At 51.4% G+C, this 26,501-nt stretch carries 29 protein-coding genes; 15 read left to right on the forward strand and 14 right to left on the reverse strand.

What is annotated here, in order from left to right; genetic code table 11:
- Nucleotides 1–45: 45 nt before the first annotated feature.
- The 4 genes from pcoD to pcoA are packed head-to-tail and all read right to left on the reverse strand — an operon-like array spanning nucleotide 46 to nucleotide 4,113.
- Entirely contained in the window at nucleotides 46–924 is an 879-nt protein-coding gene (pcoD, locus tag F384_RS23470; protein ID WP_229692861.1) for a copper resistance inner membrane protein PcoD, read from the reverse strand.
- 55 nt (nucleotides 925–979) lie between these two features.
- On the reverse strand, nucleotides 980–1,360 hold the full coding sequence (gene pcoC, locus F384_RS23475; RefSeq protein WP_000025662.1) for a copper resistance system metallochaperone PcoC: 381 nt from the start codon (nucleotides 1,358–1,360) through the stop codon (nucleotides 980–982).
- A 39-nt stretch (nucleotides 1,361–1,399) separates the two neighbouring features.
- Nucleotides 1,400–2,290, reverse strand: a complete 891-nt coding sequence (pcoB, locus tag F384_RS23480; RefSeq protein ID WP_001378118.1) for a copper resistance outer membrane transporter PcoB — start codon at nucleotides 2,288–2,290, stop codon at nucleotides 1,400–1,402.
- 5 nt (nucleotides 2,291–2,295) lie between these two features.
- Nucleotides 2,296–4,113: a multicopper oxidase PcoA gene (gene pcoA / locus F384_RS23485; protein WP_000925242.1), complete on the reverse strand. Its 1,818-nt coding sequence runs from the start codon at nucleotides 4,111–4,113 to the stop codon at nucleotides 2,296–2,298.
- A 234-nt stretch (nucleotides 4,114–4,347) separates the two neighbouring features.
- Between pcoA and F384_RS23490 the strand changes: the two genes are divergently transcribed.
- A complete protein-coding gene (locus F384_RS23490; protein ID WP_001023257.1) occupies nucleotides 4,348–4,797 on the forward strand; it encodes a copper resistance protein in 450 nt (149 codons plus the stop codon).
- 288 nt (nucleotides 4,798–5,085) lie between these two features.
- Nucleotides 5,086–5,823 (forward strand): peptidoglycan DD-metalloendopeptidase family protein, encoded by a 738-nt coding sequence (locus F384_RS23495; RefSeq protein WP_004118669.1) that lies wholly within the window; start codon nucleotides 5,086–5,088, stop codon nucleotides 5,821–5,823.
- Between the two features lie 33 nt (nucleotides 5,824–5,856).
- Here F384_RS23495 and F384_RS23500 read toward each other — a convergent pair whose 3' ends face one another.
- From F384_RS23500 to silC, 7 genes are all read right to left on the reverse strand, one after another.
- Nucleotides 5,857–6,054, reverse strand: coding sequence for a DUF2933 domain-containing protein (locus F384_RS23500; RefSeq protein WP_000843497.1), 198 nt, complete (start codon nucleotides 6,052–6,054; stop codon nucleotides 5,857–5,859).
- A 40-nt stretch (nucleotides 6,055–6,094) separates the two neighbouring features.
- A complete protein-coding gene (gene silP / locus F384_RS23505; protein WP_129244003.1) occupies nucleotides 6,095–8,566 on the reverse strand; it encodes an Ag(+)-translocating P-type ATPase SilP in 2,472 nt (823 codons plus the stop codon).
- Between the two features lie 97 nt (nucleotides 8,567–8,663).
- Nucleotides 8,664–9,104, reverse strand: coding sequence for a DUF411 domain-containing protein (locus tag F384_RS23510; RefSeq protein ID WP_002436620.1), 441 nt, complete (start codon nucleotides 9,102–9,104; stop codon nucleotides 8,664–8,666).
- Nucleotides 9,105–9,190: 86 nt separating this feature from the next.
- Entirely contained in the window at nucleotides 9,191–12,337 is a 3,147-nt protein-coding gene (gene silA / locus F384_RS23515; protein WP_046494246.1) for a Cu(+)/Ag(+) efflux RND transporter permease subunit SilA, read from the reverse strand.
- 10 nt (nucleotides 12,338–12,347) lie between these two features.
- On the reverse strand, nucleotides 12,348–13,640 hold the full coding sequence (gene silB / locus F384_RS23520; protein ID WP_024562062.1) for a Cu(+)/Ag(+) efflux RND transporter periplasmic adaptor subunit SilB: 1,293 nt from the start codon (nucleotides 13,638–13,640) through the stop codon (nucleotides 12,348–12,350).
- Nucleotides 13,641–13,753: 113 nt separating this feature from the next.
- The gene (locus F384_RS23525) at nucleotides 13,754–14,107 is read right to left on the reverse strand and encodes a Cu(+)/Ag(+) efflux RND transporter periplasmic metallochaperone SilF (protein ID WP_001246152.1); all 354 of its coding nucleotides are present in this window, start codon (nucleotides 14,105–14,107) and stop codon (nucleotides 13,754–13,756) included.
- A gap of 27 nt (nucleotides 14,108–14,134) precedes the next feature.
- Entirely contained in the window at nucleotides 14,135–15,520 is a 1,386-nt protein-coding gene (gene silC / locus F384_RS23530; RefSeq protein WP_001507116.1) for a Cu(+)/Ag(+) efflux RND transporter outer membrane channel SilC, read from the reverse strand.
- Nucleotides 15,521–15,709: 189 nt separating this feature from the next.
- Between silC and silR the strand changes: the two genes are divergently transcribed.
- The 4 genes from silR to F384_RS23550 all read left to right on the forward strand — a co-directional run bounded on the left by silR (nucleotide 15,710) and on the right by F384_RS23550 (nucleotide 19,031).
- Nucleotides 15,710–16,390 carry a copper/silver response regulator transcription factor SilR gene (silR, locus tag F384_RS23535; RefSeq protein WP_000697968.1) on the forward strand — a complete coding sequence of 227 codons (681 nt, stop codon included), beginning with the start codon at nucleotides 15,710–15,712 and terminating at the stop codon, nucleotides 16,388–16,390.
- Nucleotides 16,383–17,858 carry a copper/silver sensor histidine kinase SilS gene (silS, locus tag F384_RS23540; protein ID WP_007374412.1) on the forward strand — a complete coding sequence of 492 codons (1,476 nt, stop codon included), beginning with the start codon at nucleotides 16,383–16,385 and terminating at the stop codon, nucleotides 17,856–17,858. The genes silR and silS overlap by 8 nt, the downstream gene beginning before the upstream one ends.
- Before the next feature lie 245 nt (nucleotides 17,859–18,103).
- Nucleotides 18,104–18,535 carry a silver-binding protein SilE gene (gene silE / locus F384_RS23545; protein ID WP_007374411.1) on the forward strand — a complete coding sequence of 144 codons (432 nt, stop codon included), beginning with the start codon at nucleotides 18,104–18,106 and terminating at the stop codon, nucleotides 18,533–18,535.
- 145 nt (nucleotides 18,536–18,680) lie between these two features.
- Nucleotides 18,681–19,031, forward strand: coding sequence for a DUF305 domain-containing protein (locus tag F384_RS23550; RefSeq protein ID WP_032752126.1), 351 nt, complete (start codon nucleotides 18,681–18,683; stop codon nucleotides 19,029–19,031).
- 407 nt (nucleotides 19,032–19,438) lie between these two features.
- Here F384_RS23550 and F384_RS23555 read toward each other — a convergent pair whose 3' ends face one another.
- Both F384_RS23555 and merR read right to left on the reverse strand, forming a co-directional pair.
- The gene (locus tag F384_RS23555) at nucleotides 19,439–20,347 is read right to left on the reverse strand and encodes an HNH endonuclease (RefSeq protein WP_007374408.1); all 909 of its coding nucleotides are present in this window, start codon (nucleotides 20,345–20,347) and stop codon (nucleotides 19,439–19,441) included.
- Between the two features lie 229 nt (nucleotides 20,348–20,576).
- On the reverse strand, nucleotides 20,577–21,032 hold the full coding sequence (merR, locus tag F384_RS23560) for an Hg(II)-responsive transcriptional regulator (protein WP_001166628.1): 456 nt from the start codon (nucleotides 21,030–21,032) through the stop codon (nucleotides 20,577–20,579).
- 71 nt (nucleotides 21,033–21,103) lie between these two features.
- On the opposite strand from merR, the gene F384_RS23565 reads away from it, so the two are divergent.
- The 9 genes from F384_RS23565 to F384_RS23605 all read left to right on the forward strand — a co-directional run bounded on the left by F384_RS23565 (nucleotide 21,104) and on the right by F384_RS23605 (nucleotide 26,100).
- Complete coding sequence (locus tag F384_RS23565; protein WP_001294660.1) at nucleotides 21,104–21,454, forward strand: mercuric transport protein MerT; 351 nt, start codon at nucleotides 21,104–21,106, stop codon at nucleotides 21,452–21,454.
- 15 nt (nucleotides 21,455–21,469) lie between these two features.
- Nucleotides 21,470–21,745 carry a mercury resistance system periplasmic binding protein MerP gene (gene merP, locus F384_RS23570; protein WP_000732276.1) on the forward strand — a complete coding sequence of 92 codons (276 nt, stop codon included), beginning with the start codon at nucleotides 21,470–21,472 and terminating at the stop codon, nucleotides 21,743–21,745.
- A gap of 27 nt (nucleotides 21,746–21,772) precedes the next feature.
- Entirely contained in the window at nucleotides 21,773–22,180 is a 408-nt protein-coding gene (gene merC, locus F384_RS23575; RefSeq protein WP_000522993.1) for an organomercurial transporter MerC, read from the forward strand.
- Nucleotides 22,181–22,218: 38 nt separating this feature from the next.
- The gene (gene merA, locus F384_RS23580; protein WP_000281123.1) at nucleotides 22,219–23,901 is read left to right on the forward strand and encodes a mercury(II) reductase; all 1,683 of its coding nucleotides are present in this window, start codon (nucleotides 22,219–22,221) and stop codon (nucleotides 23,899–23,901) included.
- A 17-nt stretch (nucleotides 23,902–23,918) separates the two neighbouring features.
- Nucleotides 23,919–24,284 carry a mercury resistance co-regulator MerD gene (merD, locus tag F384_RS23585; RefSeq protein WP_001277463.1) on the forward strand — a complete coding sequence of 122 codons (366 nt, stop codon included), beginning with the start codon at nucleotides 23,919–23,921 and terminating at the stop codon, nucleotides 24,282–24,284.
- Complete coding sequence (gene merE, locus F384_RS23590) at nucleotides 24,281–24,517, forward strand: broad-spectrum mercury transporter MerE (RefSeq protein ID WP_001087807.1); 237 nt, start codon at nucleotides 24,281–24,283, stop codon at nucleotides 24,515–24,517. Before merD ends, merE begins: the two co-directional genes overlap by 4 nt.
- 65 nt (nucleotides 24,518–24,582) lie before the next feature.
- Nucleotides 24,583–24,795 carry a DUF3330 domain-containing protein gene (locus F384_RS23595; protein WP_000993245.1) on the forward strand — a complete coding sequence of 71 codons (213 nt, stop codon included), beginning with the start codon at nucleotides 24,583–24,585 and terminating at the stop codon, nucleotides 24,793–24,795.
- Nucleotides 24,758–25,813 carry a hypothetical protein gene (locus tag F384_RS23600; protein ID WP_223526262.1) on the forward strand — a complete coding sequence of 352 codons (1,056 nt, stop codon included), beginning with the start codon at nucleotides 24,758–24,760 and terminating at the stop codon, nucleotides 25,811–25,813. The genes F384_RS23595 and F384_RS23600 overlap by 38 nt, the downstream gene beginning before the upstream one ends.
- Nucleotides 25,810–26,100: a hypothetical protein gene (locus F384_RS23605; RefSeq protein WP_032752120.1), complete on the forward strand. Its 291-nt coding sequence runs from the start codon at nucleotides 25,810–25,812 to the stop codon at nucleotides 26,098–26,100. Before F384_RS23600 ends, F384_RS23605 begins: the two co-directional genes overlap by 4 nt.
- Here the strand turns inward: F384_RS23605 and F384_RS23610 are convergent.
- Nucleotides 26,090–26,293, reverse strand: coding sequence for a hypothetical protein (locus F384_RS23610; RefSeq protein WP_013087123.1), 204 nt, complete (start codon nucleotides 26,291–26,293; stop codon nucleotides 26,090–26,092). The genes F384_RS23605 and F384_RS23610 overlap by 11 nt on opposite strands.
- Nucleotides 26,294–26,501: the final 208 nt, after the last annotated feature.

The following is a 26,501-nucleotide window of genomic DNA, read 5'->3' on the forward strand; positions in this document are numbered from 1 at the left end:
GCTGATATGAAAGTAAAAATCTCACGCATGAGCTTTGGCTGTCCCCTAGCTGACCTGAGACGGAGCAAGCATTCCGAGCCACGCTACGGCGCCCAGAATGATAATCGCAACAACGAATTCTGTCAGGATGCTGTTTCGCATCAGGGCAACGCTGCGATCATAATTCCCTTCCCTGACCATAACTTCAAGCCGGGGACCCAGGTGAAACCGGTTTGCTGCAGCCAGAAGAAGCATCAGAACAAACAGAGCCGTCTTGGCAAGCAATATCCTCCCCCAGGAACTGTTGAATAAGGGAGTTAAGTTACCCTCAGCAATATACAGATAGTTGACCAGCGCACTCAGGATCAGGGCTACAACAATCACCGTTCCTGCCGTGGCAAATTTTGCCAGGGAGTCAGATATCACAATGACGCTCTGTGCATTATGCTCGTTTCTGCGCATCAGCAGGATAGCAAATGCAACCAGAGCACCTGTCCAGGCACCTGCAGCGCCGAGATGGGTCAGATCGCTCAGTAAATGGAGATAGTAATGCAGACCGTCATGCATAACGGCGTGTCCTCCCCAGGCAAGTGTAGCCAGCGCCACGCCCCCACTCATCGTCATCAGCAGGCAGGACAATACTCTCTTATTAGTGTAAAGGAACAAAGCACCGAGTGTGGTAAACAGGGCACAGAGCCTGACAATCCAGCTAATACCCACATCAGTTTCTTCTATCACCATCTCGATAACATGGATGGATAATTCTCTGAGGTCAGTTACTCCACTCATGGCATTAGATACCAGGAGCATATTAATGCCAGTAAGAATGATGCCTGTAACAACAGCAAAGGTTATAAACGACCTGAAATTAGTCAGGTTATAGGTTTCATGTCTGACACCGCTTATTCCATATATCTGAAAAAATGGCAATCCAAATATTACCATCAAATCCAGATAAAGAAGAAAACGAATAACAATCATAATCAGGTCGTTCATAATATTACTTCACTGTAAAGGTGTAATTACCGGTAATAGGGTGCGTATCTGAAGAAACCGCGCGCCAGTCAACACGATAAGTGCCAGCGGGTAAAGGCTCTCGCGGAATAATGACCATCGATTTAGGGTCAGCGCCTGGCGCCACTTTTGCCGCGACCGGCATCGGAGAATGTGATGACATGCCTTTCATACCCGTCATCGTTAATTTTGCACCTGAGAATTTCACGGTCAGATTTTCCGAGAAATTAAGCTGAATCTTTTCCGGGGCCGCTACGGCTGAATCAGCCTGTGGCACAGAGCTTTTTAATTCCGGATGGGCCATAGCAGAGAAAGCAACGCCCATAACGAGGCCACCTGTAAGAATGGCTTTATTTAAAATCGACATTTTATTTACCTGTTTAGTTGAGTGTTTTATATCAGTGCGTTAAAACCAGATTCTGGCTCCCGCCAGGAATACTACCTGATGGTCTTTCTCACCTTCTCTTTTCGCCATATCGGATGTTTTCCCGTAAAGTTGATTCCAGGAAACGCCTATATAGGGTGCAAACTCACGGCGTATTTCATAGCGCAGCCGGAGCCCCAGCTCTGTGTCAGTCAGTCCCCTGCCGCGACCCCGCGATTCATCATCCTGACTGTAGAAATTCACCTCATAGGATGGCTGGAGTATGAGCCGGTTAGTCAGTAAAACGTCGTATTCTCCTCCCAGACGAAGGGCTGCTTTTCCGCCATTACTGACAAAACCCGTAATTTCAGACTCAAAATTATAGAGTGCCAGCCCCTGAAAACCGACAGCAGCCCAGGTCCGGGCAGAAGCAGGTCTGAAATCCTGCCTGACACCCGCAACCAAATCCCACCATGGGCCAACCGCATGTCCCCAGAGTAACTGCGCTTCAGCCGCCTCCGTTTCCCCATTGCTTCGTTCACCTTCACTCTTTAGCCAAATCCGATCTGTGTCGCCTCCAATCCAGCTGTTAACACTCCAGCTGAAATTGTTGGTGTTATCCGACCGTTGCCATTCCAGTTGATCCAGCAGAACCAGATAATTAATCGCACTGTCGTGAATCGCATGCCCCTGTAAATTGCCGAATGCAGCCTTCCGGTCGGCATCGGTAACAGGCGGAATTGGCGTTCTGCTCTCAGTTACAATGGGCTCCATTGACGTCATCTCAGTGAAATTCTCATCTGCTGGCATCTGCATGGCAGACATGTCGTGCCCGGCGTGGGGATCTGCAGAGACGGAGCCCGCCGCAATAGAAAGCTGTGAGGTAAACAAACCGGCGACCAGAACAGGTATGGCCTTCAAATTTCTCTTCATTCGCATCATTCCTCCACCCGGACTTCACGAAACATTCCCATTTCCATGTGATAGAGCAAATGGCAGTGATACGCCCAGCGGCCAAGCGCATCTGCTGTCACTCTGTAACTGCGTTTTGTACCAGGGGGAACATCTATTGTGTGTTTACGAACCATGAAATTACCGTTTTCATCTTCCAGATCGCTCCACATACCATGCAGGTGAATGGGGTGAGTCATCATGGTATCGTTGATCAGCGTGATCCTGAGCCGCTCACCGTATTTCAGCAGCACCGGTGCGGCATCTGAAAACTTGATTCCGTTAAATGACCAGGCAAACTTTTCCATGTGGCCGGTTAAATGCAGTTCTATGGTACGGCCAGGTTCACGTCCGTCAGGATCCTCAAAGCGGCTTTTCAAATCCGCGTACGTGAGAACCTTTCTTCCGTTATTTCGAAGACCAATACCCGGATCATTTAATTTCGGAGAGACGCTCATCGCCTGCATATCAACCAGTGGGTTATCCGTTTCTGACGCAGGATGACTTTGCATACCCGGCATTCCGGCCATCCGGGAATGATCCATACCGGCCATGCTGCTGTGATCCATGGGCGCGGAGGATGTCCCGCTATCCGGAAGGTCAGCACCGTCCATAGACATCATCTCTCCGCTGTTATCCATGCCTCCCATCTGGCTGTGGTCCATTCCTGCCATATCATGTCCCATTCCCCCCATACCCATATCTTCCATGGTCAACAGAGGACGGGGATCGAGGGGGGGAACGGCAGCACTTAACCCCTCTCTCGTGGCCAGTGTCCCTCGAGCGTAACCGGTCCTGTCCATGGATTGTGCGAAGATGGTATAGGCCTCACCCTGAGGCTCCACAATGACATCATAGGTTTCGGCAACGGCAATCCTGAATTCGTCAACGGTAACCGGGTTTACATACTGGCCATCTGCAGCCACGACCGTCATTTTCAGCCCGGGGATACGGATATCGAAATAGGTCATTGCCGAGCCGTTGATAAACCGTAAGCGTATCTTTTCACCGGGACGGAACAGTCCGGTCCAGTTTTTCAGCGGGGCCTGCCCGTTCATGAGATAGGTGTAGGTGTAGCCACTGACATCCGCGAGGTCAGTCGGATTCATTTTCATTTCAGCCCACATTTTCCGATCGGCAATGGTGGCTGACAGCCCCCTGGTATTCACGTCGCGGAAAAAAGAGCCAACGGTTGGTTTATTGAAATTGTAGTAATCCGACTGTTTTTTTAATTTTTTCAGCAGGCTGTGAGGATTTTCATCGGTCCAGTCAGACAACATGACCACATGCTCACGATCGTAAGCAAACGGTTCTGGCTCCCTGGCATCGATGATAATGGCACCGTATACCCCCTCCTGTTCCTGCAGACCGGAATGGCTGTGGTACCAGTAAGTCCCGTTCTGCTTAACCTTAAAGGTGTAAACGTAGGTATCATCAGGCTCTATGCCCATAAAACTCAGCCCCGGAACACCATCCATATTGGCCGGAAGAATAATGCCGTGCCAGTGAATGGACGTCTGTTCATTAAGACGGTTTTTGACCTTCAGGGTAATGGTGTCACCTTCTTTCCAGCGAAGAACGGGCCCCGGCAGGCCTCCATTGATTGTTTTGGCCTGACGCTCACTGCCCGTGATATTGACGGCCGTTTCACCAATGGTCAGGTCAAACTGAGTACCCTGCAGGGATGCGGCAACTGGCAGGCTCAGACTGGAACGCGCATTGAAACTCCATACGCCAAGACTTCCGGCTACGCCAGAGAGGGTTAACCCCTTCAGGAAAGTTCGTCGAGACGTTTTCAACAGCATGCGCATTCCCTTATTTAAAGTATGGTTACTGACAGAATTCGAGAACCGATTTAAATTAAATTACTGGTTCATCCACTTACAATGAAATGAATCTAGCACACCTTAAGAAACAAATTCATTACAATCGTGTAATGTACATAGCTGTATTACATTTACGTCATCTTCCCCACAGGTTGATTATTTTTATATATGATCATAAGGACATCTTTTATGTACCTCAGAAGGTAATTACACATGAATATATTAATCACGACCACTGCGTTTACAGCTTTATTTTGTGGGGCAGCTTTTGCTCAGTCCAGTGATATTGCCCATGAAGCACATCGATTTGTTAATAATGCCTCAGCCGTCAGTCATGTGAATTCCTCGACGCATGAAAACTTACCGGACAGGGTTAATAAAAACAACACGCCCTCATTCTCTGAAATGAATGAACATGAAAGGGCCATTGTTGCTCATTCATTTATGAACAACAGCGCGTCCTATGCGCATCAGAAAATGATTGAGGAACATAAAAAAATGCTGTCCGGCAGTGATGCAAATTCAAAGACCTCGTCTTCTTCTTTTAACGAACTGAATGCCGGAGAAAAAGCCGCTCTCGTGCATGAGCAGGTCAATAATGCCGGTGCGGAAGCACATCAGACGCAGGCAAGAAAGCTTCGCGGGCTGTATTCGACCAGGTAACTGCAGGCGGGTTAGTGCTTAGCGTCAGGTGCGCAGCAGGGCTTTACTGACGGGTTACGTAGCAGGACATGAGCCCCATATTGCTCTGCCGTAACCTGTTTCAGTCCCGTTAATCATCACCGTCGGGCTGGTCATACAGTTCCCAGAGCTTCAGGAGCAAACGGGAAACAAGATATGTTACAAAAATGACGACCATCAACGGTGCTCCCGATTAACTGACAGATGACACGCCTCCTGAAAACCCCTAGCATACGCCGCAGTGTTCATGCTAACGGCGAATTCCAGTAAATGTATTCTACCGATGTCGTAAAAGAAAATGCCTACCTTTCAGCCACCCGCTCGGGGCTGGAATCGAACGAGATCGCTACTCTTCAGCGCTCCTTGCCTTCCCGGTTTAATCTGCGGCATTTGAAAAAAAATGAATCATTAAAACTCGTACTGCAAAAGAAAGCGGGAAAATCACGTGTCGTGGCCTATAAATTTACGTCCGGTTCATTTAATTACACGGCGTATCGTATATCAGATAAAAAGTTCTATAACCTTTCCGATACTTCCGGGAAAGGCAGTCTCGATTATCCGTTACCGGCCACAGCAAGACTCAGTTCGCCTTTCAATCCTGCAAGACTTAACCCGGTATCGGGAAAAGTGAGTCCCCATAATGGCATTGATTATTCCATGCCCATGAACACGAAAATAGTCAGCGTCATCGACGGAAAAATCACCCGGGCCGAATACAACAGTACCATGGGATATTTTGTTGAAGTAACGGGAAAAGCCGGTGTTAAAACTCGCTATCTCCACCTCAATAAAATACTCGTTACTAAAGGGGCCAGGGTTACCCGGGGAGACGCTATTGCGTTATCCGGTAACAGCGGACGTTCATCCGGTCCTCATCTGCATTACGAGCTGGTCATCAATAACAATCCTGTTAACTCACTGGCGTTCCGGGCAGCGGCACCCGCTGATAACAAACTTGAACAGCATGCCTTTGCGCATGCCAGAGACTACGAACGATACCTGGACTGATAACGGGGCCGCGACGCGGCCCCGTCTGCCGGATTAATTTTTTTTATCGTTTTCACTTCCTTGATGTTGATGATCTCCATGCCCTCCGTGGCCGTGGAAAAGATGCATTAGCGGGCAGACCAGCAATAACAGATATGGCCAGTAACCTGCCACATGTGACCAGTGTTCGCGCAGGAGGGCAAATGCCGCGATCGCGGCGACAGCAATAAGCGCATAGGTGGTACTTTTCATACTGGACTCCTTCTGTTCGTAACAGCCCCTTCACTCAGTGTTATTTCCCGAGCCTGACACTTTTCAGACGCAACGCATTCACAATGACGCTGACGGAGGAAAGAGCCATGGCCGCCGCCGCAATAACTGGCGACAGCAGTATTCCATACACAGGATAAAGCAGACCTGCAGCCACAGGCACGCCAAGTGCGTTGTAGATAAATGCAAAAAACAGATTCTGTCGGATATTTTTCATGGTGATTTCTGACAGATGACGGGCCCTGTTCAGTATCATCAAGTCGCCTTTGAGAAGGGTGACTCCGGCACTTTCAATTGCCACATCTGTACCCGTTCCCATGGCTATACCCACGTCAGCCGCTGCCAGCGCCGGGGCATCATTCACACCGTCTCCGGCCATCGCAACCACATGGCCAGACGCTTTCAGTCGGGTTATCACTGCTTTTTTGCCATCCGGCAGAATCCCGGCTTCAACCTCATCTATTCCCAGTTTCCGTGCGACTGCTTCAGCGGTAAGCTGGTTATCCCCGGTGAGCATAACGATGCGGATCCCCGCCTGACGCAAAGCTTTAAGCGCATCCGGCGTGGTTGCTTTCACGGGATCCGAGATAGCTATCAGGCCTGCAAGGTGCCCGTCTGTGGCCACATAGATAACGGTAGCGCCTTCCATCCGCAACGTATCCGCAACGGCCTTTTGATTATCAATAACGATACTGTTTTCCTGCATAGCCAGTTCATTACCAATAACAACCCGTTGACCTTCGACATCGCCTGAGACACCTTTACCCGACGGCGCATTGAAATGAGTGACTGCGGGTATTGCGATCCCCTTTTCCTGTGCTGCTTTAACTACTGCCATACCCAGCGGATGCTGCGAGCCTTTTTCCACTGCGGCCGTTACACGCAAAAGAGATGTTTCCCCACCCGGATTGAGACTGATAATCCCTGTCACCGTCGGCGAACCTTCCGTGAGCGTGCCTGTTTTGTCGACAACCAGCGTGTCCACTTTTTCAAGACGCTCAAGGGCTTCGGCATTCTTGATTAACACCCCGGCCTGGGCTCCTTTGCCCACCCCCACCATTATCGACATCGGCGTGGCCAGCCCCAGCGCGCAGGGACAGGCAATAATCAGGACCGACACAGCCGCAATGAGACCGTGCGCCATCCTGGGCTCGGGCCCCCAGACAGACCAGATCATGAAAGCAACAACCGCGATAAGTATCACCAGAGGAACAAACCAGCCTGAAACGCTGTCAGCCATTCTCTGGATGGGGGCCCGCGAACGCTGTGCATCAGCGACCATCTGAACAATTCGTGAGAGCATCGTTTCATCACCGACTTTCTCTGCACGGATGATAAGACTACCTGTCTGATTAATGGTCCCCCCGATGACAGGGTCACCCTCCGTTTTGGTAACAGGCATAGATTCCCCGGTCACCATCGATTCATCAACGGTTGTTTTGCCTTCGACCACGATACCGTCGACCGGAATACTCTCTCCAGGTCTGATGCGGAGCTTATCGCCAGGCAGGACATCTTCCGCATTAATATCCGTTTCATGACCGTCTTGATCCAGCCGCCTGGCGGTTTTGGGGGCAAGGTTAAGAAGCGCAGTAATGGCACCTGAGGTTTGTTCCCTTGCCCGCAATTCAAGGACCTGTCCCAGCAGAACAAGCACCGTAATAACAGCTGCGGCTTCAAAATAAATGGCCACCAGGCCATCCATGTTTCTGAACGATGCAGGAAACCAGGAGGGGAAGACGGTTGCAATGACGCTGTAAACCCAGGCTACGCCGGTCCCCATTGCAACAAGGGTAAACATATTCAGGGAGCGGTTACGTAACGACATTCCGGCCCGGGCGAAGAATGGCCAGCCACACCACAAAACGACAGGAGAGGCCAGAAGTAACTGCAGCCATGTGTTGTACTGTGGCGGTACTGTATTCCTCAAAGCGGGAAACAGATGAGAACCCATTTCGAGTATCAGAACCGGAAACGCCAGCAACAACCCCAGCCAGAAGCGTCTTGTCATGTCGCGAAGTTCATCACTCGTCCCCGTGGATGCCGTAGCTACGAGCGGCTCCAGTGCCATTCCACAGACAGGACAGCTTCCGGGACCACTACGGCGTATCTCCGGATGCATCGGACATGTCCACACACCTTCAGAAATCTCTTTCTCCGCCTGGCGGTGAGACTGTTTTATCTTATCAGGGCTGACTTCATGGTGGTCGTGGTGATGGTGATGTTCACTGGCATCTTCGGTAAAATAATGATCGGGATGGGCTTTAAATTTGCTCTCACAGCTGGCGGAGCAGAAATAAAGCTGATGGTCCTGGTATCGAATGCTGCTGTGCGCCTTGTCAGGCAGGATGACCATCCCGCACACGGGATCTCTCACCTTATGCAATGCGTGACTCTCGTCCGGGGATGATGTCTGCTCAGAAGCAGTCTGGTTGTTATGTTCCACTGCATTGTCATTTTTCACAGTAACTCTCCTTATGCATATCTGAAGCATTTTCTGTCTTCAGGATATGTCATGGATGCGATTACCACGAATGCCGCCGGCATAAGAGTGCCTGCTGCCGGCGTCCCGTTATCAGCCGTTCCGCTGACTATTCGATTCGCTGGAAGACTTTTTTACTGCCCTCCGGTGAGAATGCGATAACATCGTAAGCCTCTTTTCGGGCCCCCATCTCCATTCCCGGACTTCCTGCTGGCATACCGGGGGTGGCGAGACCGTATATACCCGAACCAGACTGCATGGCCTTATGTATCGTTGCCGCAGGCACATGGCCTTCAATGATCAAATTACCTACAACCGCGGTATGACAACTTCGTAGTCCAGCAGGAACAGCATGCTTTTCTTTCAGGGCTGACAGCGCCTGATCATTCATGACGTGAGTTCGCACTTCGAACCCGTCTTTTTCCATCGCTTTGCCCCACAGGGAACAACAGCCACAGTTTTCAGATTTGTACATATCAATGACTTTTTCACTCGCCATTGCAGGCAGTGACAGGCCGAGAGCCAGGGCCATTAGAACCACTTTTTTCATACTCACCTCTGTATATTATCGATATAAACCCTGACGTCAGGGTGAATCAGTGCAGAAGGACGCCCACTGGGGGCGCCCTTTCAGGGTTATGACACGCTTTTTTTATGTCTGCGCAGCCAGATTAATTTGTAGGCGGCAGGAATAATGAACAGGGACAGCAGCGGAGCCGTGATCATCCCACCAATCATTGGCGCAGCAATACGGCTCATGACTTCTGAACCTGCGCCGGTTCCCCAGAGTATTGGCAGCAGACCCGCAATGATCACCGCCACGGTCATGGCTTTCGGCCGGACACGCAGTACGGCACCATGATAGAGGGCTTCATCAAGACCTTCCGGTGTGAACGTCTCTTTACGGGACAATTCCGGGTGCGCTTCAATGGCATGACGCAGATACATCAGCATGACCACGCCAAACTCTGCTGCCACCCCGGCCAGGGCGATAAACCCGGTTCCGGTCGCCACTGACATATGGAAGCCCTGCCAGTACAGGAACCATATTCCGCCAACCAGGGCGAACGGCAGGCTCATCAGGATCAGCAGGGCTTCGTCAACCCGGCGGAATGCCAGATACAACAGGATGAAAATGATCATCACCGTCATCGGCACCATCAGCTTCAGTTTCTTGTTGGCATGCTCAAGCAGTTCAAACTGTCCGGAGAATGCCACACTGGTTCCCGGTCTCAGTTTCACTTTCTCGCTGATGGCCGTCTTAATGTCGTTAACCACCGACACCATGTCCCTGCCGCGGGCATCAACATAAATCCAGCTGGCTGGCCGGGCATTTTCGGTTTTCAGCATGGTTGGTCCAGAAACGACGTTAATATCCGCGACATCGCCCAGCGTGATCTGCTGCTTCATCGGGGTCAGGATCGGCATCTGTTTCAGCGCCTGCGGACTGTTCCGGTAATCCTGCGGGTAGCGAATGTTAATAGGGTACCGGGCCACCCCTTCAACCGTCTCACCCACCATAGCACCTCCGATTGCTGAAGAGACGAACAGCTGGACATCACCTACCGTCATCCCGTAGCGGGAGGCTTTCTCCCGGTTGATATCGATATCGATGTAGCGCCCGCCCTCAAGTCGCTCAGCCAGGACAGACACCACGCCAGGCACGGTTTTGGCTACCGCCTCGATACTCTGCGCCGTCGCGTCGATATCGGACAGAACAGTCCCGGACACTTTGATACCTATCGGGCTTTTGATCCCGGTTGAGAGCATATCAATACGGTTACGGATAGGCGGCACCCAGAGGTTTGCCAGACCCGGTAAACGGACTGTCCTGTCGAGTTCATCAATAATCTTGTCAATTGTCATGCCGGGACGCCACTGATCCTCAGGTTTGAGCTGGATCGTGGTTTCCACCATTTCGAGCGGCGCGGAATCCGTTGCGGTCTCTGCTTTACCGGTCTTGCCAAATACAGAAGCCACTTCAGGAACGCTTTTGATTAACTTGTCTGTTGTCTGCAGGAGCGCTGCAGCTTCTGCCGGAGAGACGCCAGGCAAGGTCGACGGCATATACAGCAGATCGCCCTCGTTAATCTTCGGCAGAAATTCACCGCCCACCTGACTCAGTGGCCAGATAACCGTGAAAATGGACAAGGCCGCAACCAGCAGGGTTGTTTTTGGCCAGTGGAGGACCCGCAGCAGCAAAGGATGATACGCTTTGATCAGCACCCGGTTCAGGGGGTTACTTGTCTCGGCAGGAATTTTCCCCCGGATCCAGAATCCCATCAGAATAGGAATGACGATGATGGCCAGTGCGGCCGCTCCCGCCATGGAGTACGTTTTCGTGAATGCCAGCGGGCCAAACAGACGACCTTCCTGCCCTTCCAGGGTAAAGATAGGAATAAAGGACAGGGTGATGATCAGCAGGCTAATGAACAACGCGGGTCCCACTTCCACGGAGGCGTCGGTAATCACCTTCCAGCGGGTGGCGTTGTCAATCTGCTCACCCGGATGCTGATGATTCCACTCCTCAAGCCGTTTGTGCGCATTTTCAATCATCACAATGGCGGCATCCACCATCGCACCGACGGCAATCGCTATCCCTCCCAGCGACATGATATTGGCGTTCAGTCCCTGGAAGTGCATGACGATAAAGGCGATACACAGGCCAAGCGGCAGAGAGATAATCGCCACCAGGGCAGAACGTACGTGCCACAGGAACAGAGCACAGACGATGGCCACCACGATAAACTCTTCCAGAAGTTTGGAACTGAGGTTATCAATCGCCCGGTCGATTAACTGGCTGCGATCGTAGGTGGTCACGATTTCAACGCCTTCCGGCAGGCTGGCCTTCAGCGTCTCCAGTTTATCCCTCACTGCCGTGATAACGTCGCGCGCATTTTTACCCGACCGCAGGATCACCACGCCGCCAGCGACTTCTCCCTGGCCGTTCAGCTCGGCAATACCACGCCTCATTTCGGGCCCGGTCTGCACGCGGGCAACATCCCGCAGATAAACCGGCACGCCGTTCTCACCTGTTTTCAGGACGATGTTATTAAAATCATCAATGCTCTGAAGATAACCGCTGGCACGGACCATATACTCCGCTTCGGCCATTTCAACGGATGAGCCACCGGCCTCCTGGTTAGACGATTCAAGTGCCTGTTTCACTTCGGGCAGGCTGATACCGTACTGGGACAGTTTTACCGGATTGACCTGAATCTGGTACTGTTTCACCACGCCGCCAACCGAAGCGACCTCAGCCACGTTCGGGATGGTTTTCAGCTCAAATTTCAGGAACCAGTCCTGCAGAGAGCGCAGTTCTGAAAGGTCGTGTTTTCCGTTGCGATCGACAAGGGCATATTCAAAAATCCAGCCCACACCCGTGGCATCAGGACCGATTTCAGAACTCACACCGGCAGGCAGTTTTCCCTGAACCTGATTCAGATATTCCAGCACGCGGGAACGGGCCCAGTACAGATCGGTGCCGTCTTCAAAAATGACATACACATACGAATCCCCGAACTGTGAAAAACCACGCACGGTTTTTGCGCCAGGTACGGACAGCATGGTGGTGGTAAGTGGATAGGTGACCTGGTTTTCTACAATCTGCGGGGCCTGGCCGGGATAGCTGGTTTTGATAATGACCTGCACATCTGACAGGTCAGGCAAGGCATCGACCGGCGTGTTAATAATCGTCCATGTACCCCAGATGCTGAGAAACAGGGCCCCCATCATGACCAGGAAACGGTTGGCGACAGAGCGCCGGATAATCCATTCAATCATCGTCGTCTCCTCAGTGCCCTGAATGCATATTTACAGGCTGGTCAGACATTGCTGGCATACTGCTTTCTGTTTTTTCAGGGTGGCGCATACGTTCCAGCGCGCCCGTAATATTGGCTTCGGAGTCAATGAGGAACAGGCCACTGACCACCACGGTATCGCCTTCATTCAGGCCGGAACCGATGCCGGACTGTTGCTGTGATTCATGCAGAACGTGGATCTGTTTCGGCACAAACTTGCCTTCATCATCAACAGTAATCACGCGCTGTTCTTTGCCGGTATCGATAACGGCCTGGCTTGGTATCAGCAGCATCTCCTGGCTCTTGGTATTCAGTTTCAGATAGGCATTCATGCCCGGCTTGAGAAACTCATCCTTATTAGAAACCTGGAGACGGACCTGAAGCGTACGGGTTGTCTGATCCACGCTGGGAAGAATGTTCCATTTTTCGACATGGAATGTTTTATCCGGATAAGCCGGTACCGAAATTTCAAACTGCGACGTATCTTTCAGCAGATATGCGATAGATTCTGGCACTGCAGCGCTGATCCAGACCGGGTCCATTCCCTGAATCTGAGCCACCACCTTATCTTTCGAAATATTCATGCCGGTGCGCAGGTCAAATGCAGTAATGACACCATCAATAGGTGCTTTAATGGTAAAACGGGTCTGAATGCTCCGGGTAGAACGCAGTCTCTGAATATCCTCTTCCGGCATACCTGCCAGGCGAAGCCGTTCCAGAACGCCTTTAATTTGCGTGGAAGTACCACCGGTGCTGGATAACAGAAGGAATTCGCTCTGTGCTTCCACCCAGTCCGGAATGGTAATATCGATAAGTGGCGTCCCCTTCTTCACATGATCGCCAATCGTCATGGGGTAGACTTTTTCGACAAACCCGTCAGAACGCGCCTGCACAATAACAAACTGATACTCGTTATAGCTGACATTAGCCGGGATTGTCTGAGAATAATTCAGCATTCCTCGCGTGACTTTTTGCGTTTTTAATCCCAGATTCTGAACCTGGGTTGGGTCGATACGGATCCCGCCACTGCTTTTATCGCCACTGTCATCAGCATATTTTGGCACCAGGTCCATATCCATAAAGGGCGATTTTCCGGGTTTATCAAATTTGGTATCCGGTTTCATAGGGTCATACCAGAAAAGTACCTTTTTCTCCGGTGCCTTTTGTTCTGCTGGTACTGTTTTTTGTGATGAGTTTAAATACTGCCAGGCAGTAACCGATATCAGCCCCCCTGCTATGAGGCTGCTGATAATTATTGCAGCATATTTTATCTTTAAAGAAGCCATACAATTTCTCGCTGAAAAATCAAAACACCTGGCATATGCGCACGATCATTCATTCACAGTAATCCCATAATGAATGTTCAGGCGCACTGGATGTATTCGCTCCGGACTGTTAATCAGGATTGCGTAACGTTAATGCTTTTGAGTAAGGAGATATTGCCCTGCTGAATAAACGAGAAATCGACATGGTTGCCGGTTTTCAGGGCATTGATAGCGTCGTCTGCATTAACAAAAGTGAAGCGCATGGTCATTGCAGGCCAGCCCACCGCCGGGATTGCTTCGTGCGAAATGGTGATTTTTTTACTATTCATATCAATGTCTTTAACGATACCGGTGCCCTTGATAACCTGCTGTACCGAAGCATCACTGGCAGCATTCATATCGCCATGCTGATGTGTTTCAGCATGAAGACCGGCAGAAAACATGACAGAGAAGGCACCAAATAAAACGGCTTTAAGTGAATTACGCATTTTAATTTCCTGATTAATTGAATAAATTTACTCTACCCAACCGCCACCCAGCGCGGTAAACAGATTAATTTCGTTAACCTGTCGGGAATAGGTAAGATCGAGAATGGTTTGCTGCGTCGCGAAGAGGGAACGTTCTGCATCCAGCACTTCGATGTAACTGACAGCACCACTTGCATACAATCCTCTGGCACGCTGTAGAGTTATCTGAAGTGAATCAAGATAACGCTGCTGTGACTCAAGTTGCTGGCTAAGGCTGTCGCGCAGCGCAAGCGTGTCGGAAACATCCTTAAAGGCTGACTGAATTTTTTGTTCGTAATTAACCACGGACTGTTGCTGGCGAATTTCAGCCAGCTTCAGATTGGCTTTGTTCCTGCCAGCATTAAATATAGGAATTTCAATTTTAGGAATAAAATTCCACATTCCACTTCCTGACGTAAAGAGGCTGGACAGCTCCGTACTGCTTGAGGAGAGACCACTGGTCAGGGTAATGGACGGGAAAAAAGCCGCTCGCGCTGCGCCAATATTGGCATCAGCCGCTTTCAACTGGTATTCCGCTTCCATAATATCCGGACGCTGCAGCAATATTTGTGACGACAGATTTGGTGGCAATTTTACTGGTGCGATCTCCCCACCTTTAATCCCTTTTTCTGACGGAACTGCGCGGTACGTTCCCAGCACCAGTTGCAGGGCATTGTTTGCCTGAGCCAGATCGCCTTCTCGTTTGGCTATTTCGGCGCGGGTACTTTCGATTTGCCCCCTGGCTTGTTCAAGCGCCAGAACGTTCGTACTCCCGGTCACCAGTTGTTGCTCAACGAATGCATAAGACTGTTCATAATTTTTCAGCGTTTCCCGCGCAATACGGAGTTGTTCGTACGCCAGTTGCTGGCTGAAATAGCTCTGTGAAACGTTGGAGACCAGCAGGATGTGTACGGCACGACGGGCTTCTTCGCTGGCAAAGTAGTTCTGGCGATCAGCCTCACTCATGTTCTTAAGTTTGCCAAAAAAATCGAGCTCATAGCTGAGCTCCAGACCCGCGTCGTACTCCTGTGTGGTCGGCTTGTCACCTTTCAGACCACCGTTGTATGTGATCCCGGATGAGGCATTCAGTTGGGGATAACGATCTGCATCCGTGACGTTGAACTGGGCCCGGGCCTCTTCAACCTTCAGGGCAGCCATTCTCAAATCACGGTTATTATTCAGGGCTTCACCGATCAGCCTGCTGACCTGGGGATCGACAAAAAAGTTTCGCCAGCCCGTATCCTGATAGCTGTTTACCGCAGGCGTCAGACTGTTTTTAGACAATGAAAACTGCTGGGGAACCGGAGCTGGCGGACGCTGATATTCAGGTGCCAGAGAAACACAACCAGCCAGGATGAATATGGTACTGATGCTGAGTAATTTTAATTTGAACATAACGCTTCTCGTACAGGCAGACCTGGTAAATGGTTCAAACGAAGTCCAGAGTATTGATAGGGGTACTTTACCTAACGCTCTCTGTTTGCCGGGTGACAGGATAATGACAATGTTGTCATTTTTGCTGTAATCCGTTGATAACGATCGTGGGCGCAATAGAATGACATTAGCAGCCAGCCGGGGAGCAAGATGAAAATATTGATCGTCGAAGACGAAATTAAAACAGGTGAATATCTCAGCAAAGGGCTTACAGAGGCAGGGTTCGTAGTGGATCACGCTGATAATGGTCTTACCGGATATCATCTCGCCATGACAGCCGAGTATGATTTAGTCATTCTGGATATCATGCTACCTGATGTGAACGGCTGGGATATCATCCGCATGCTGCGCACTGCCGGAAAGGGTATGCCGGTCTTACTGCTGACAGCCCTCGGCACGATCGAACATAGGGTCAAAGGACTGGAACTGGGTGCGGACGATTATCTGGTTAAACCCTTTGCGTTTGCCGAACTGCTCGCCCGGGTGAGAACCCTTCTGAGGCGGGGAAACACGATGATCACGGAAAGCCAGTTTAAGGTGGCTGACCTCTCGATTGATCTCGTATCCAGAAAAGTCAGTCGCGCCGGAAACCGCATTGTGCTCACCAGTAAAGAGTTTAGCCTGCTGGAATTCTTCATTCGCCATCAGGGAGAGGTTCTTCCCCGCTCCCTGATTGCCTCTCAGGTCTGGGACATGAATTTTGACAGCGACACTAATGCGATCGATGTCGCAGTAAAGCGACTCCGCGCTAAAATAGACAACGATTACGAGACAAAGCTGATCCAGACAGTCCGGGGCGTGGGCTACATGCTGGAGGTCCCGGATGCATAGCAAACCTTCCAGACGCCCTTTCTCACTCGCTCTGCGGCTGACCTTTTTTATCAGCCTGTCCACGATACTGGCTTTTATCGCCTTCACCTGGTTTATGCTGCATTCTGTTGAAAATCATTTTGCCGAGCAGGATGTCAGCGATCTTCAACAAATCAGCACCACACTGAACCGTATACTGCAGTCCCCGGTGGATCCGGATGATAAAAAAATAAGCAAAATAAAGGAATCAATTGCCAGCTACCGCAACGTTGCCCTTTTGCTCCTCAATCCCAGGGGTGAAGTGCTCTTTAGCTCAGCTCAGGGGGCGGCACTACGCCCGGCAGTGAATTCAGCAGATTTTAGCGAGCACAGCCGCGCACGGGATGTCTTTCTCTGGACGGTGGAGGATCCTGCGGGACCGATGGATACCGGGTCCGAAATGAAGATGGAAACATACAGGATTATCGCCTCCTCTGGTCAGGCGATATTTCAGGGCAAACAGCAGAACTATGTCATGCTGACTGGCCTATCCATTAATTTCCATCTCCATTACCTCGATGCGCTGAAAAAGAACCTGATTGCGATTGCCGTCGTGATAAGCCTGTTGATTGTTCTGATCATTCGAATCGCTGTCCGTCAGGGGCACCTGCCCCTTCGTAATGTCAGCAATGCCATTAAAAACATCACCTCCGAGAATCTTGATGCGCGACTGGAACCGACACGCGTTCCCATTGAGCTGGAGCAACTGGTTATCTCGTTCAATCATATGATTGGAAAGATTGAGGATGTCTTTACCCGCCAGGCCAATTTCTCTGCCGATATCGCGCATGAGATCAGAACGCCCATCACCAATCTGGTGACGCAGACTGAAATCGCACTGAGTCAGGATCGAACACAGAGGGAACTTGAGGATGTCCTCTATTCCAGTCTTGAAGAGTATAACCGGATGACCAAAATGGTCAGCGATATGCTGTTCCTGGCACAGGCAGATAATAATCAGCTGATACCTGACAGGGTCATGTTTGACCTCAGAGCGGAAGTCATGAAAGTCTTCGAGTTTTTCGAAGCCTGGGCCGAAGAACGCAATATCACGCTCAAATTTAACGGGATGCCCTGCCTGGTTGAGGGAGATCCACAAATGTTCAGAAGGGCGATCAATAATCTGTTATCCAATGCCCTGCGTTATACCCCGGAGGGACAGGCAATCACCGTCTCAATAAGAGAGCAGGAGAGCTTTTTTGACCTTGTGATTGAAAATCCGGGGAAACCAATCCCTGAAGAGCATTTATCAAGGCTGTTTGACCGTTTTTATCGGGTAGATCCGTCCAGACAACGAAAAGGAGAAGGCAGCGGCATCGGCCTTGCGATTGTGAAGTCCATCGTGGAAGCACATCACGGAAGAGTGCAGGTGGAATCGGACGTACGTTCAACTCGTTTTATCCTATCCGTGCCCAGACTGGAGAAAATGATTCCGGAAACCCAGTACTGAGAATAAAGATTTAAATGACAAAGATGTCATTAGCCTGTCATGCAGCAAACAGAAGCCATTCGATATAATTAGTGCAACTTATCAGGAAGGCATTATTACTTCATCCATACACGGCATCAGCACAAGCCAGGAGTTGTATTAAAGCCTCATCCTGGCGGAATAAGGTCTGTAGAGTTGTCAGTTGTACTACTGAGGACACAGATCGAAATTCACGGACATCACTAATTCAGAAATGGAGAGTTACCATGAAAAATATCGTCTTAGCATCAGTGTTAGGTTTGAGCTTAATTTCTACGGCCTGGGCCACTGAAACTGTAAATATCCATGAGCGTGTCAATAATGCTCAGGCTCCGGCCCATCAGATGCAGTCTTCTTCAACTCCAGCCGCCATCCAGGGGGCAGCTCCACGGATGGCCGGTATGGATCAGCATGAACAGGCTATTATTGTTCATGAAACCATGAACAATGGTTCAGCAGATGCACATAAAAAAATGGCGGAAAGTCATCAGAAGATGATGGGAACTGGCACCGTTAACGCTTCCCGTCCGGCGACTTCGTTTGCGGCGATGAATGAACATGAAAGAGCAGCTGTTGCCCATGAATTTACGAATAACGGTCAGTCCGGCCCCCATCAGGCTATGGCTGATGCACACCGCCGCATGATCAATGCGGGCTGATGACAACTGAAGTTTCCGTGCGGTTACCCTTTCCTTGATAGATTGTCCCTTATACGGATATGTTGTTATTTTTTGCCCCCTTCAGGGGGCTTTTTTGTCTGACTCAGCTAAACTTATCCGGTAACCATCTGAAAGGGTTTATTATATGAAAATCACAAATTCGCTTTTTGTTATACTGATGTTATCCCTGCCAGCGATTTCCGCAGAACATTCAGAAATGAAAATGTCAGATATATCCTCATCGGCATCGTCACAGGAATATATGTCCGGCATGAAAGGTATGCATGACAAAATGATGGCCGCTGTAAAAGAGTCCGATCCCGACAAGGCTTTTGCGAAAGGCATGGTAGCACACCATGAAGGGGCAATAGCAATGGCTGAGACCGAGCTAAAATACGGAAAAGATCCGGAAATGAGAAAGCTCGCGCAGGACATCATTAAAGCTCAAAAAGGTGAAATTGAGCAGATGAATACATGGCTTGGTAATCAAAAATAATGATTGCGGAAATAATATATTGCGCGTACAGTCAGAGTGTTCCCGGGCACGGGAACCTGTTAATCGTTAATTAATCAAAACCCGATTCATTTCGGGTTTTTCCTTTTACCCCCCCCAACGCATGCACTGCACCGAGTGAAATTCACCTGAGCCAATTCTGCTTGCTTATTATTTCGATGGGAATTGCTGATTTTAATTAAGTCTATGTTTTAAAGGTGTTTCTCATGCCTGGGTTTGGCAGGGGTTCGTCCTGTTCTCTGGTCATGCGCAATGGCAATTCGCAGTCAGGGCTCAAGACTACTTTTACCTCTTTTTTAACAGAAAGTTTCTGGACCCGATACTTGCCGGAAACATCATCTGCTGTTCATCCCGACCAATAAAACGAAGGTATCACTCTCGTTTGAATCTCACTTACTTTCCATTTTGTAATAAAGAATCAAGTTTTCCAGTGATATATCAATACCAACTTTTTTTAATAACCTTTTTCGCGCAGTGTATATTTCTTTCAGCATATCTTCATAACCCTGACCAAGGTGAATTTGTTTATGGCAATTGCAACACAGAGATATGATATTTTCTTCAACATCAAGAGATGTGTCAAAAGCATCTTGCCTGGACATAGGTACAATGTGATGAGGTTCTGTGTAATTTAAGGATGAATTTCGCCTTCTGAATGTTGGGTGGTCACTATCGACTTCACATCTGTAACCTGCTTTATTCAGCGCATTTTGGGATACGCCTTTACTCCTGGGATACGAGAGGCCATTTTTTACTTCTATTGCATTTTTCTTTGGTTTGGCTTCCCCTGTATATTCAAACGTCTGAACGTTGTCAAAGATATTACTTTTCTCTATGGCATTGATCAACTCATCGTCAGAGTAATACTCACTGCTGGCCATTTCTGTTGTACCAAAAAAATCCAGTTCGTTAATTGCCTGAACAAGTTCCTCACGAATTGTCCATAAGTTTCTTTTGGGTTTTCCGCCGATTTCTTTACTCTTCATTACGGTAATGAATTTTGTACCGGATGCGATATTTCCGACACCTTTAACCTCGAATCTACCAAGTTCTTTTTGAACTCTGCCACCCAGTCCGTTTATGACTCCATTAGCACTCATGCTGTGCAGGTCGTACTTCTTACCAATATCGAAGCATGTGCAGGAATGATTTGGCTCAATAAACCATTTTTTTAACGCTGCAATACTTTTTGTGTCAAAAACTTTATCATTTGTTAATAAAGTTTTCCATTCTTCCACACTGATATCAATGTCACAGACATACTCTCCATCAATCACTTCGCATATTTTTTTAATCACATTCATTCCCCTGTTATACAGATAGTCATAATGAAAATATAAAGCTCGCTAACCGGTATGGTTGCGTAAGGACCGTAGTCTCTCAGAGACCGTGCTTTCTTTTTTTTCAGGCCTGGACACTAAAGGGTCTGTTGCACCCCGAAAAAATTTGTTGCGGGGATTGCTCATTGAGATGAGCCTCTGCTCGATCATACCAGGGGTCGTCTCAGAATTCGGAAAATAAAGCACGCTAAGGCGTAGTCACCCCGTGACTCCCCCGCGCCGATGCAGCGAGCTTCGTTCCGTCTTGCAGTGACGCAATCAGCGGGCAGGAAACGTTCCCTTTCCGCGCATGGCAGGCGCACACCAGTTCAGACAGCACGGCCTCCATGCGTGCCAAGTCGGCCATCTTCTCGCGCACATCCTTGAGCTTGTGCTCGGCCAGGCCGCTGGCTTCCTCGCAATGGGTGCCATCCTCCAGCCGCAGTAGCTCGGCGATTTCGTCCAGGCTAAAGCCCAGCCGCTGGGCCGATTTCACGAACCGCACTCGTGTTACATCCGCCTCGCCATAGCGGCGAATGCTGCCATAGGGCTTGTCTGGCTCCGGCAGCAGGCCCTTGCGCTGGTAGAACCGGATGGTCTCCACATTGACCCCGGCCGCCTTGGCAAAAACGCCAATGGTCAGATTCTCAAAATTAATTTGCATATCGCTTGACTCCGTACATAACTACGGAAGTAAGCTTAAGCTATCCAAACCAAATTTGAAAGGACAAGCGTATGTCTGAACCACAAAACGGGCGCGGCGCGCTCTTCGCCGGTGGGCTGGCCGCCATTCTTGCGTCGGCCTGCTGCCTGGGGCCGCTGGTTTTGATCGCCTTGGGGTTCAGCGGGGCATGGATCGGCAACCTGACGGTGCTGGAACCCTATCGCCCGATCTTCATCGGCGCAGCGCTGGTCGCGCTGTTTTTCGCCTGGCGGCGCATCTACCGCCCGGCGCAAGCCTGCAAACCGGGTGAGGTCTGCGCGATTCCCCAAGTGCGAGCTACTTACAAGCTCATTTTCTGGATCGTGGCCGCGCTGGTCCTGGTCGCGCTCGGATTTCCCTACGTCATGCCATTTTTCTATTAATCACAGGAGTTCATCATGAAAAAACTGTTTGCCGCCCTCGCCCTCGCTGCCGTTGTTGCCCCCGTGTGGGCCGCCACCCAGACCGTCACGCTGTCCGTACCGGGCATGACCTGCTCCACCTGCCCGATCACCGTCAAGAAGGCGATTTCCAAGGTCGAAGGCGTCAGCAAAATTGACGTGACCTTCGAGACACGCGAAGCGGTTGTCACGTTCGATGATGCCAAGACCAGCGTGCAGAAGCTGACCAAGGCAACCGGAGACGCGGGCTATCCGTCCAGCGTCAAGCAGTGAGCCACTGAACCCGAACCTGGGGCGATCATGGGACTGATTACACGCATTGCCGACAAGGCTGGCGCGCTTGGCAGCGTTGTTTCCGCGATGGGATGCGCTGCCTGTTTCCCGGCTATCGCCAGCCTGGGCGCGGCCATCGGCCTTGGCTTTCTACAGGAATACGAAGGGTTGTTTATCTCCAAGCTGCTGCCGCTGTTCGCAGTCGTGGCTTTGCTGGCGAATGCACTGGGCTGGCTGAGTCATCGGCAATGGTACCGCAGCCTGCTCGGGATGGTCGGCCCAGCCATCGTGCTGGCGGCCATGCTCTTGTTTTTTGGCAATTGGTGGACGGCGAACCTCCTCTATGTCGGTCTGGCCTTGATGATCGGGGTGTCGATCTGGGATCTGCTCTCACCGGCCAACCGCCGCTGCGAACTACCACCCAAACACGGCTAACTGCATTGGCAGTTGCCGAAACGAAAAGGAACGATGCAATGTATTTGAATATCACCGGAATGACCTGCGACTCGTGCGCGACACATGTCAAGGACGCCCTGGAGAAAGTGCCGGGCGTGCTGTCGGCGCTCGTGTCCTACCCGAAAGGCTCCGCGCAACTCGCCACCGATCCCGGCACCTCGCCAGAGGCGCTGACCGCCGCTGTGGCCGGCCTCGGCTACAAGGCCACACCCGCCGATGCCCCATCCACTTCAGCGCGGGGCAGACTGCTTGGCAAGGCGCTGGGATGGCTGGGCGGTGGCGACAAGGCTGGTGGTGATGGGGACGGACTGCACGTCGCCGTTATTGGCAGCGGCGGAGCCGCGATGGCGGCGGCGCTGAAGGCCGTCGAGCAAGGTGCGAACGTCACGCTGATCGAGCGCGGCACCATCGGCGGTACTTGCGTCAATGTCGGCTGCGTGCCGTCCAAGATCATGATCCGCGCTGCCCATATCGCCCATTTGCGCCGTGAAAGCCCATTCGACAGTGGCATCGCGGCGACTGTGCCTGCGATTGATCGCAGCAAACTACTGGCCCAGCAGCAGGCGCGCGTCGATGAGCTGCGCCACGCCAAGTACGAAGGCATCCTGGACAGCAACCCGGCCATCACCGTGCTGCATGGTGAAGCGCGTTTCAAGGACGACCAGAGCCTTGCCGTCCGTTTAAACGATGGCGGCGAGCGTGTGGTGGCGTTCGACCGCTGCCTGGTCGCCACGGGTGCCAGCCCGGCCGTGCCGCCGATTCCGGGCCTGAAAGAGTCACCCTACTGGACTTCCACCGAGGCCCTGGTCAGCGACACCATTCCCGAGCGCCTGGCCGTGATCGGCTCGTCTGTGGTGGCGCTGGAACTGGCGCAAGCCTTTGCCCGGCTGGGCAGCAAAGTGACGATCCTGGCACGCAGCACGCTGTTCTTCCGCGAAGACCCGGCCATCGGCGAGGCCGTTACAGCCGCGTTCCGTGCCGAAGGGATCAAGGTATTGGAATACACGCAAGCCAGCCAGGTCGCGCATGTGGACGGCGAATTCGTGCTGACCACCGGGTACGGTGAAATACGCGCCGACCAGCTGCTGGTCGCCACTGGCAGGGCACCGAACACGCGCAGCCTGGCATTGGAAGCGGCGGGAGTCGCTGCCAATGCGCAGGGGGCCATCGTCATCGACAAGGGCATGCGCACCAGTACGCCACACATTTATGCGGCTGGCGACTGCACCGACCAGCCTCAGTTCGTCTATGTGGCGGCAGCGGCCGGCACCCGTGCTGCGATCAACATGACTGGCGGCGATGCGGCCCTGGACCTGACCGCAATGCCGGCCGTGGTGTTCACCGACCCGCAGGTCGCCACCGTGGGCTACAGCGAGGCGGAAGCACATCACGACGGGATCGAGACCGACAGTCGCACCTTGACCTTGGACAACGTGCCGCGTGCGCTTGCCAACTTCGACACACGCGGCTTCATCAAGCTGGTCATCGAGGAAGGTAGCGGACGGCTCATCGGCGTGCAAGCGGTGGCCCCGGAAGCGGGTGAACTGATCCAGACGGCGGTGCTCGCCATTCGCAACCGTATGACCGTGCAGGAACTGGCCGACCAATTGTTCCCCTACCTGACCATGGTCGAAGGGCTGAAGCTCGCGGCGCAGACCTTCAGCAAGGACGTGAAGCAGCTTTCGTGCTGCGCCGGATGAGGAAAAGGAGGTGTTCAATGAGCGCCTACACAGTGTCCCGGCTGGCCCTTGATGCCGGGGTGAGCGTGCATATCGTGCGCGACTACCTGCTGCGCGGATTGCTACGGCCGGTCGCGTGCACCACGGGCGGCTACGGCTTGTTCGATGACACCGCGTTGCAACGGCTGCGCTTTGTACGGGCTGCCTTCGAAGCGGGTATCGGCCTGGACGCACTGGCGCGGCTGTGCCGGGCGCTGGATGCTGCGGACGGTGACGGTGCGTCTGCGCAGCTTGCCGTGTTGCGGCAACTCGTCGAGCGTCGGCGCGAGGCCCTGGCCAGCCTCGAAATGCAACTGGCCGCCATGCCAACCGAACCGGCACAGCACGCGGAGAGTCTGCCATGAACAGCCCAGAGCACTTGCCGTCTGAGACGCACAAACCGATCACCGGCTACTTGTGGGGCGCGCTGGCCGTGCTCACCTGTCCCTGCCATTTGCCGATTCTCGCCATTGTGCTAGCCGGCACGACGGCCGGCGCGTTCATCGGGGAGCACTGGGGTATTGCAGCCCTCACGCTGACCGGCTTGTTTGTCCTGTCTGTGACGCGGCTGCTGCGGGCCTTCAAGGGAAGATCATGACCGCTTCCCAGCCAGCCGAGAGTGGGCAGCTTTGAGCTTCGCTACCAATCTGGAGGAGTACCACCATGAACGCAAACGCCCCGAACACTGCCAGTTGCACCACCTGCTGCGTATGCTGCAAAGAAATTCCGCTCGATGCCGCCTTCACCCCGGAAGGCGCGGAATACGTCGAACATTTCTGCGGGCTGGATTGCTATGAACGCTTCCAGGCACGCGCCAAGGCCGCGACAGAATCTGACATTGCGCCTGTCCCTGGCGGTTCGCAGCCGTCAGATTGAGGCATACCCTTCACATACTGGAGATAACGTCCTCTATGAACAGCCTCTTCCAATTTCCAGTGTCGCGGTCGCTAAAAATCTCTTTCGGCTCATCGATGCCAAAACCGGAGAAGCCTTTGACATCGAAGAAGAACTGTGGGCCTATGAGCGTCTGACGGCCGCAGTAGTGAACGACATTATTCACGAACATAATTTTTCTCGACTTCGTCTGGCTAAGCCCGGCGATTTCCCGTTCGAGACACTGACCAGCTTTGCAGTAATGCAGCTGCTTTTAAATTTACATAATCCCCAGAATAAGAATCCCTACAAGCAGGATCTTCTTGACCACTTTCATCATGACATTGAAATGCATTTTGAAGAATATATAAAAAGCATTCAGTCACTGCCTGGCACCCAGCCCGCACTAATGAACGACAGTTTTTATCAAAAATTGCTTCGCGTAGCCAACGCGTCCTCATCCAGAGAGGATAAATGTCGGGCGATTTTTACTTTGTTCAGCCTGCTGGCTATTCTCAATAAACCCACGCCTTATGACATGATCAATGTCTTCCGGAATAAAATATTCAGTCGGACGAGCGTGATTGAAATAATACACACCGGCCACGCTTTTGACAGTACTAACCCCAGGCCAGTCTTTGCGATAGCCCCGAATATATTTTGTTTATACACAAAACAGAATAGAATATATCTGCCGTTGTCTCATAATTTCACTTTGTGTTTTATTATTGGCTCACCATTAACATTCCGTCCCCGGATAGACGTTTTTTCACCACGACCCGAACTGCTAAAGTGTTGTGACGATCGCCACTTAAATTTCTACAAAGTTTCTTTTGATTACATTGATAATGTCATGAGCACCATCGATATGTACAATGTAGGAAATTCAAGCACTTTCTATTCTGCTTATCAGCTCAGCGACGTTGAAAAATACCTCGATTTGCAGGAAAAAGATCACCAATATTACTATACGCCTGCAGACCCCGTGCGATGGCTCCCTCAGCAGCCGGATTCATTATGAACCCAGAAAACCAGCAACGTATACGGGAGATGATTGAATCCGGAGAATTTAACGGGTATACGCTGGTCAGCGGAGAAGACTGGCAGCTCCCCACGGCACGCGAAACTACCTTCGTTCGGGGGCTGATCCCCCTGACTGACATCCAGCTGGCCAACCGGCTGAATGTGGACGAACGTACCGTCCGCAAGTGGAAATCCGGCCAGACCCGGATGGTGTTCACCACATGGTGTTGCCTGTGCTGGCTGGCCGGGCTGGGGATGCTGCTGGATAACCTTCTCAGCGATTAAAGAGACGCTTCCAGATACGTCTGAGAATGAAGCGTCTCTGGTATCGCCAGCGGGAACGGTAGATATGGGGCAGGTCGTCATAGTTTTTCCAGAATAGGGTCCAGCCCTGATACCCTTTGTCCACTAAAAGGATGTAGCCGCCGGTACTGACGATGCCATATGCGATGGCGGTGAGGATGAGAAATACAGTCATACGATGTTCCTTATGTAAAACTGTATTTAGGAAATCTGATGCGGCCTTTAAGGCCGGTCTGTAAAAAAACTGAAAAAAGTTTCTCTTTCCTTATAGTTGCCATTTAAGCCTCAGTCAGCCGTAAAATTTGCACTCCATGCAATAATCCCCAAATCACAACAATCCGCCTCTTTTCTTGATTCTGCTGCAATAATCCTTCTTTCTTTCT

Origin of the sequence: Citrobacter amalonaticus Y19, from assembly GCF_000981805.1 — a bacterium.
Classification (GTDB): domain Bacteria; phylum Pseudomonadota; class Gammaproteobacteria; order Enterobacterales; family Enterobacteriaceae; genus Citrobacter_A; species Citrobacter_A amalonaticus_C.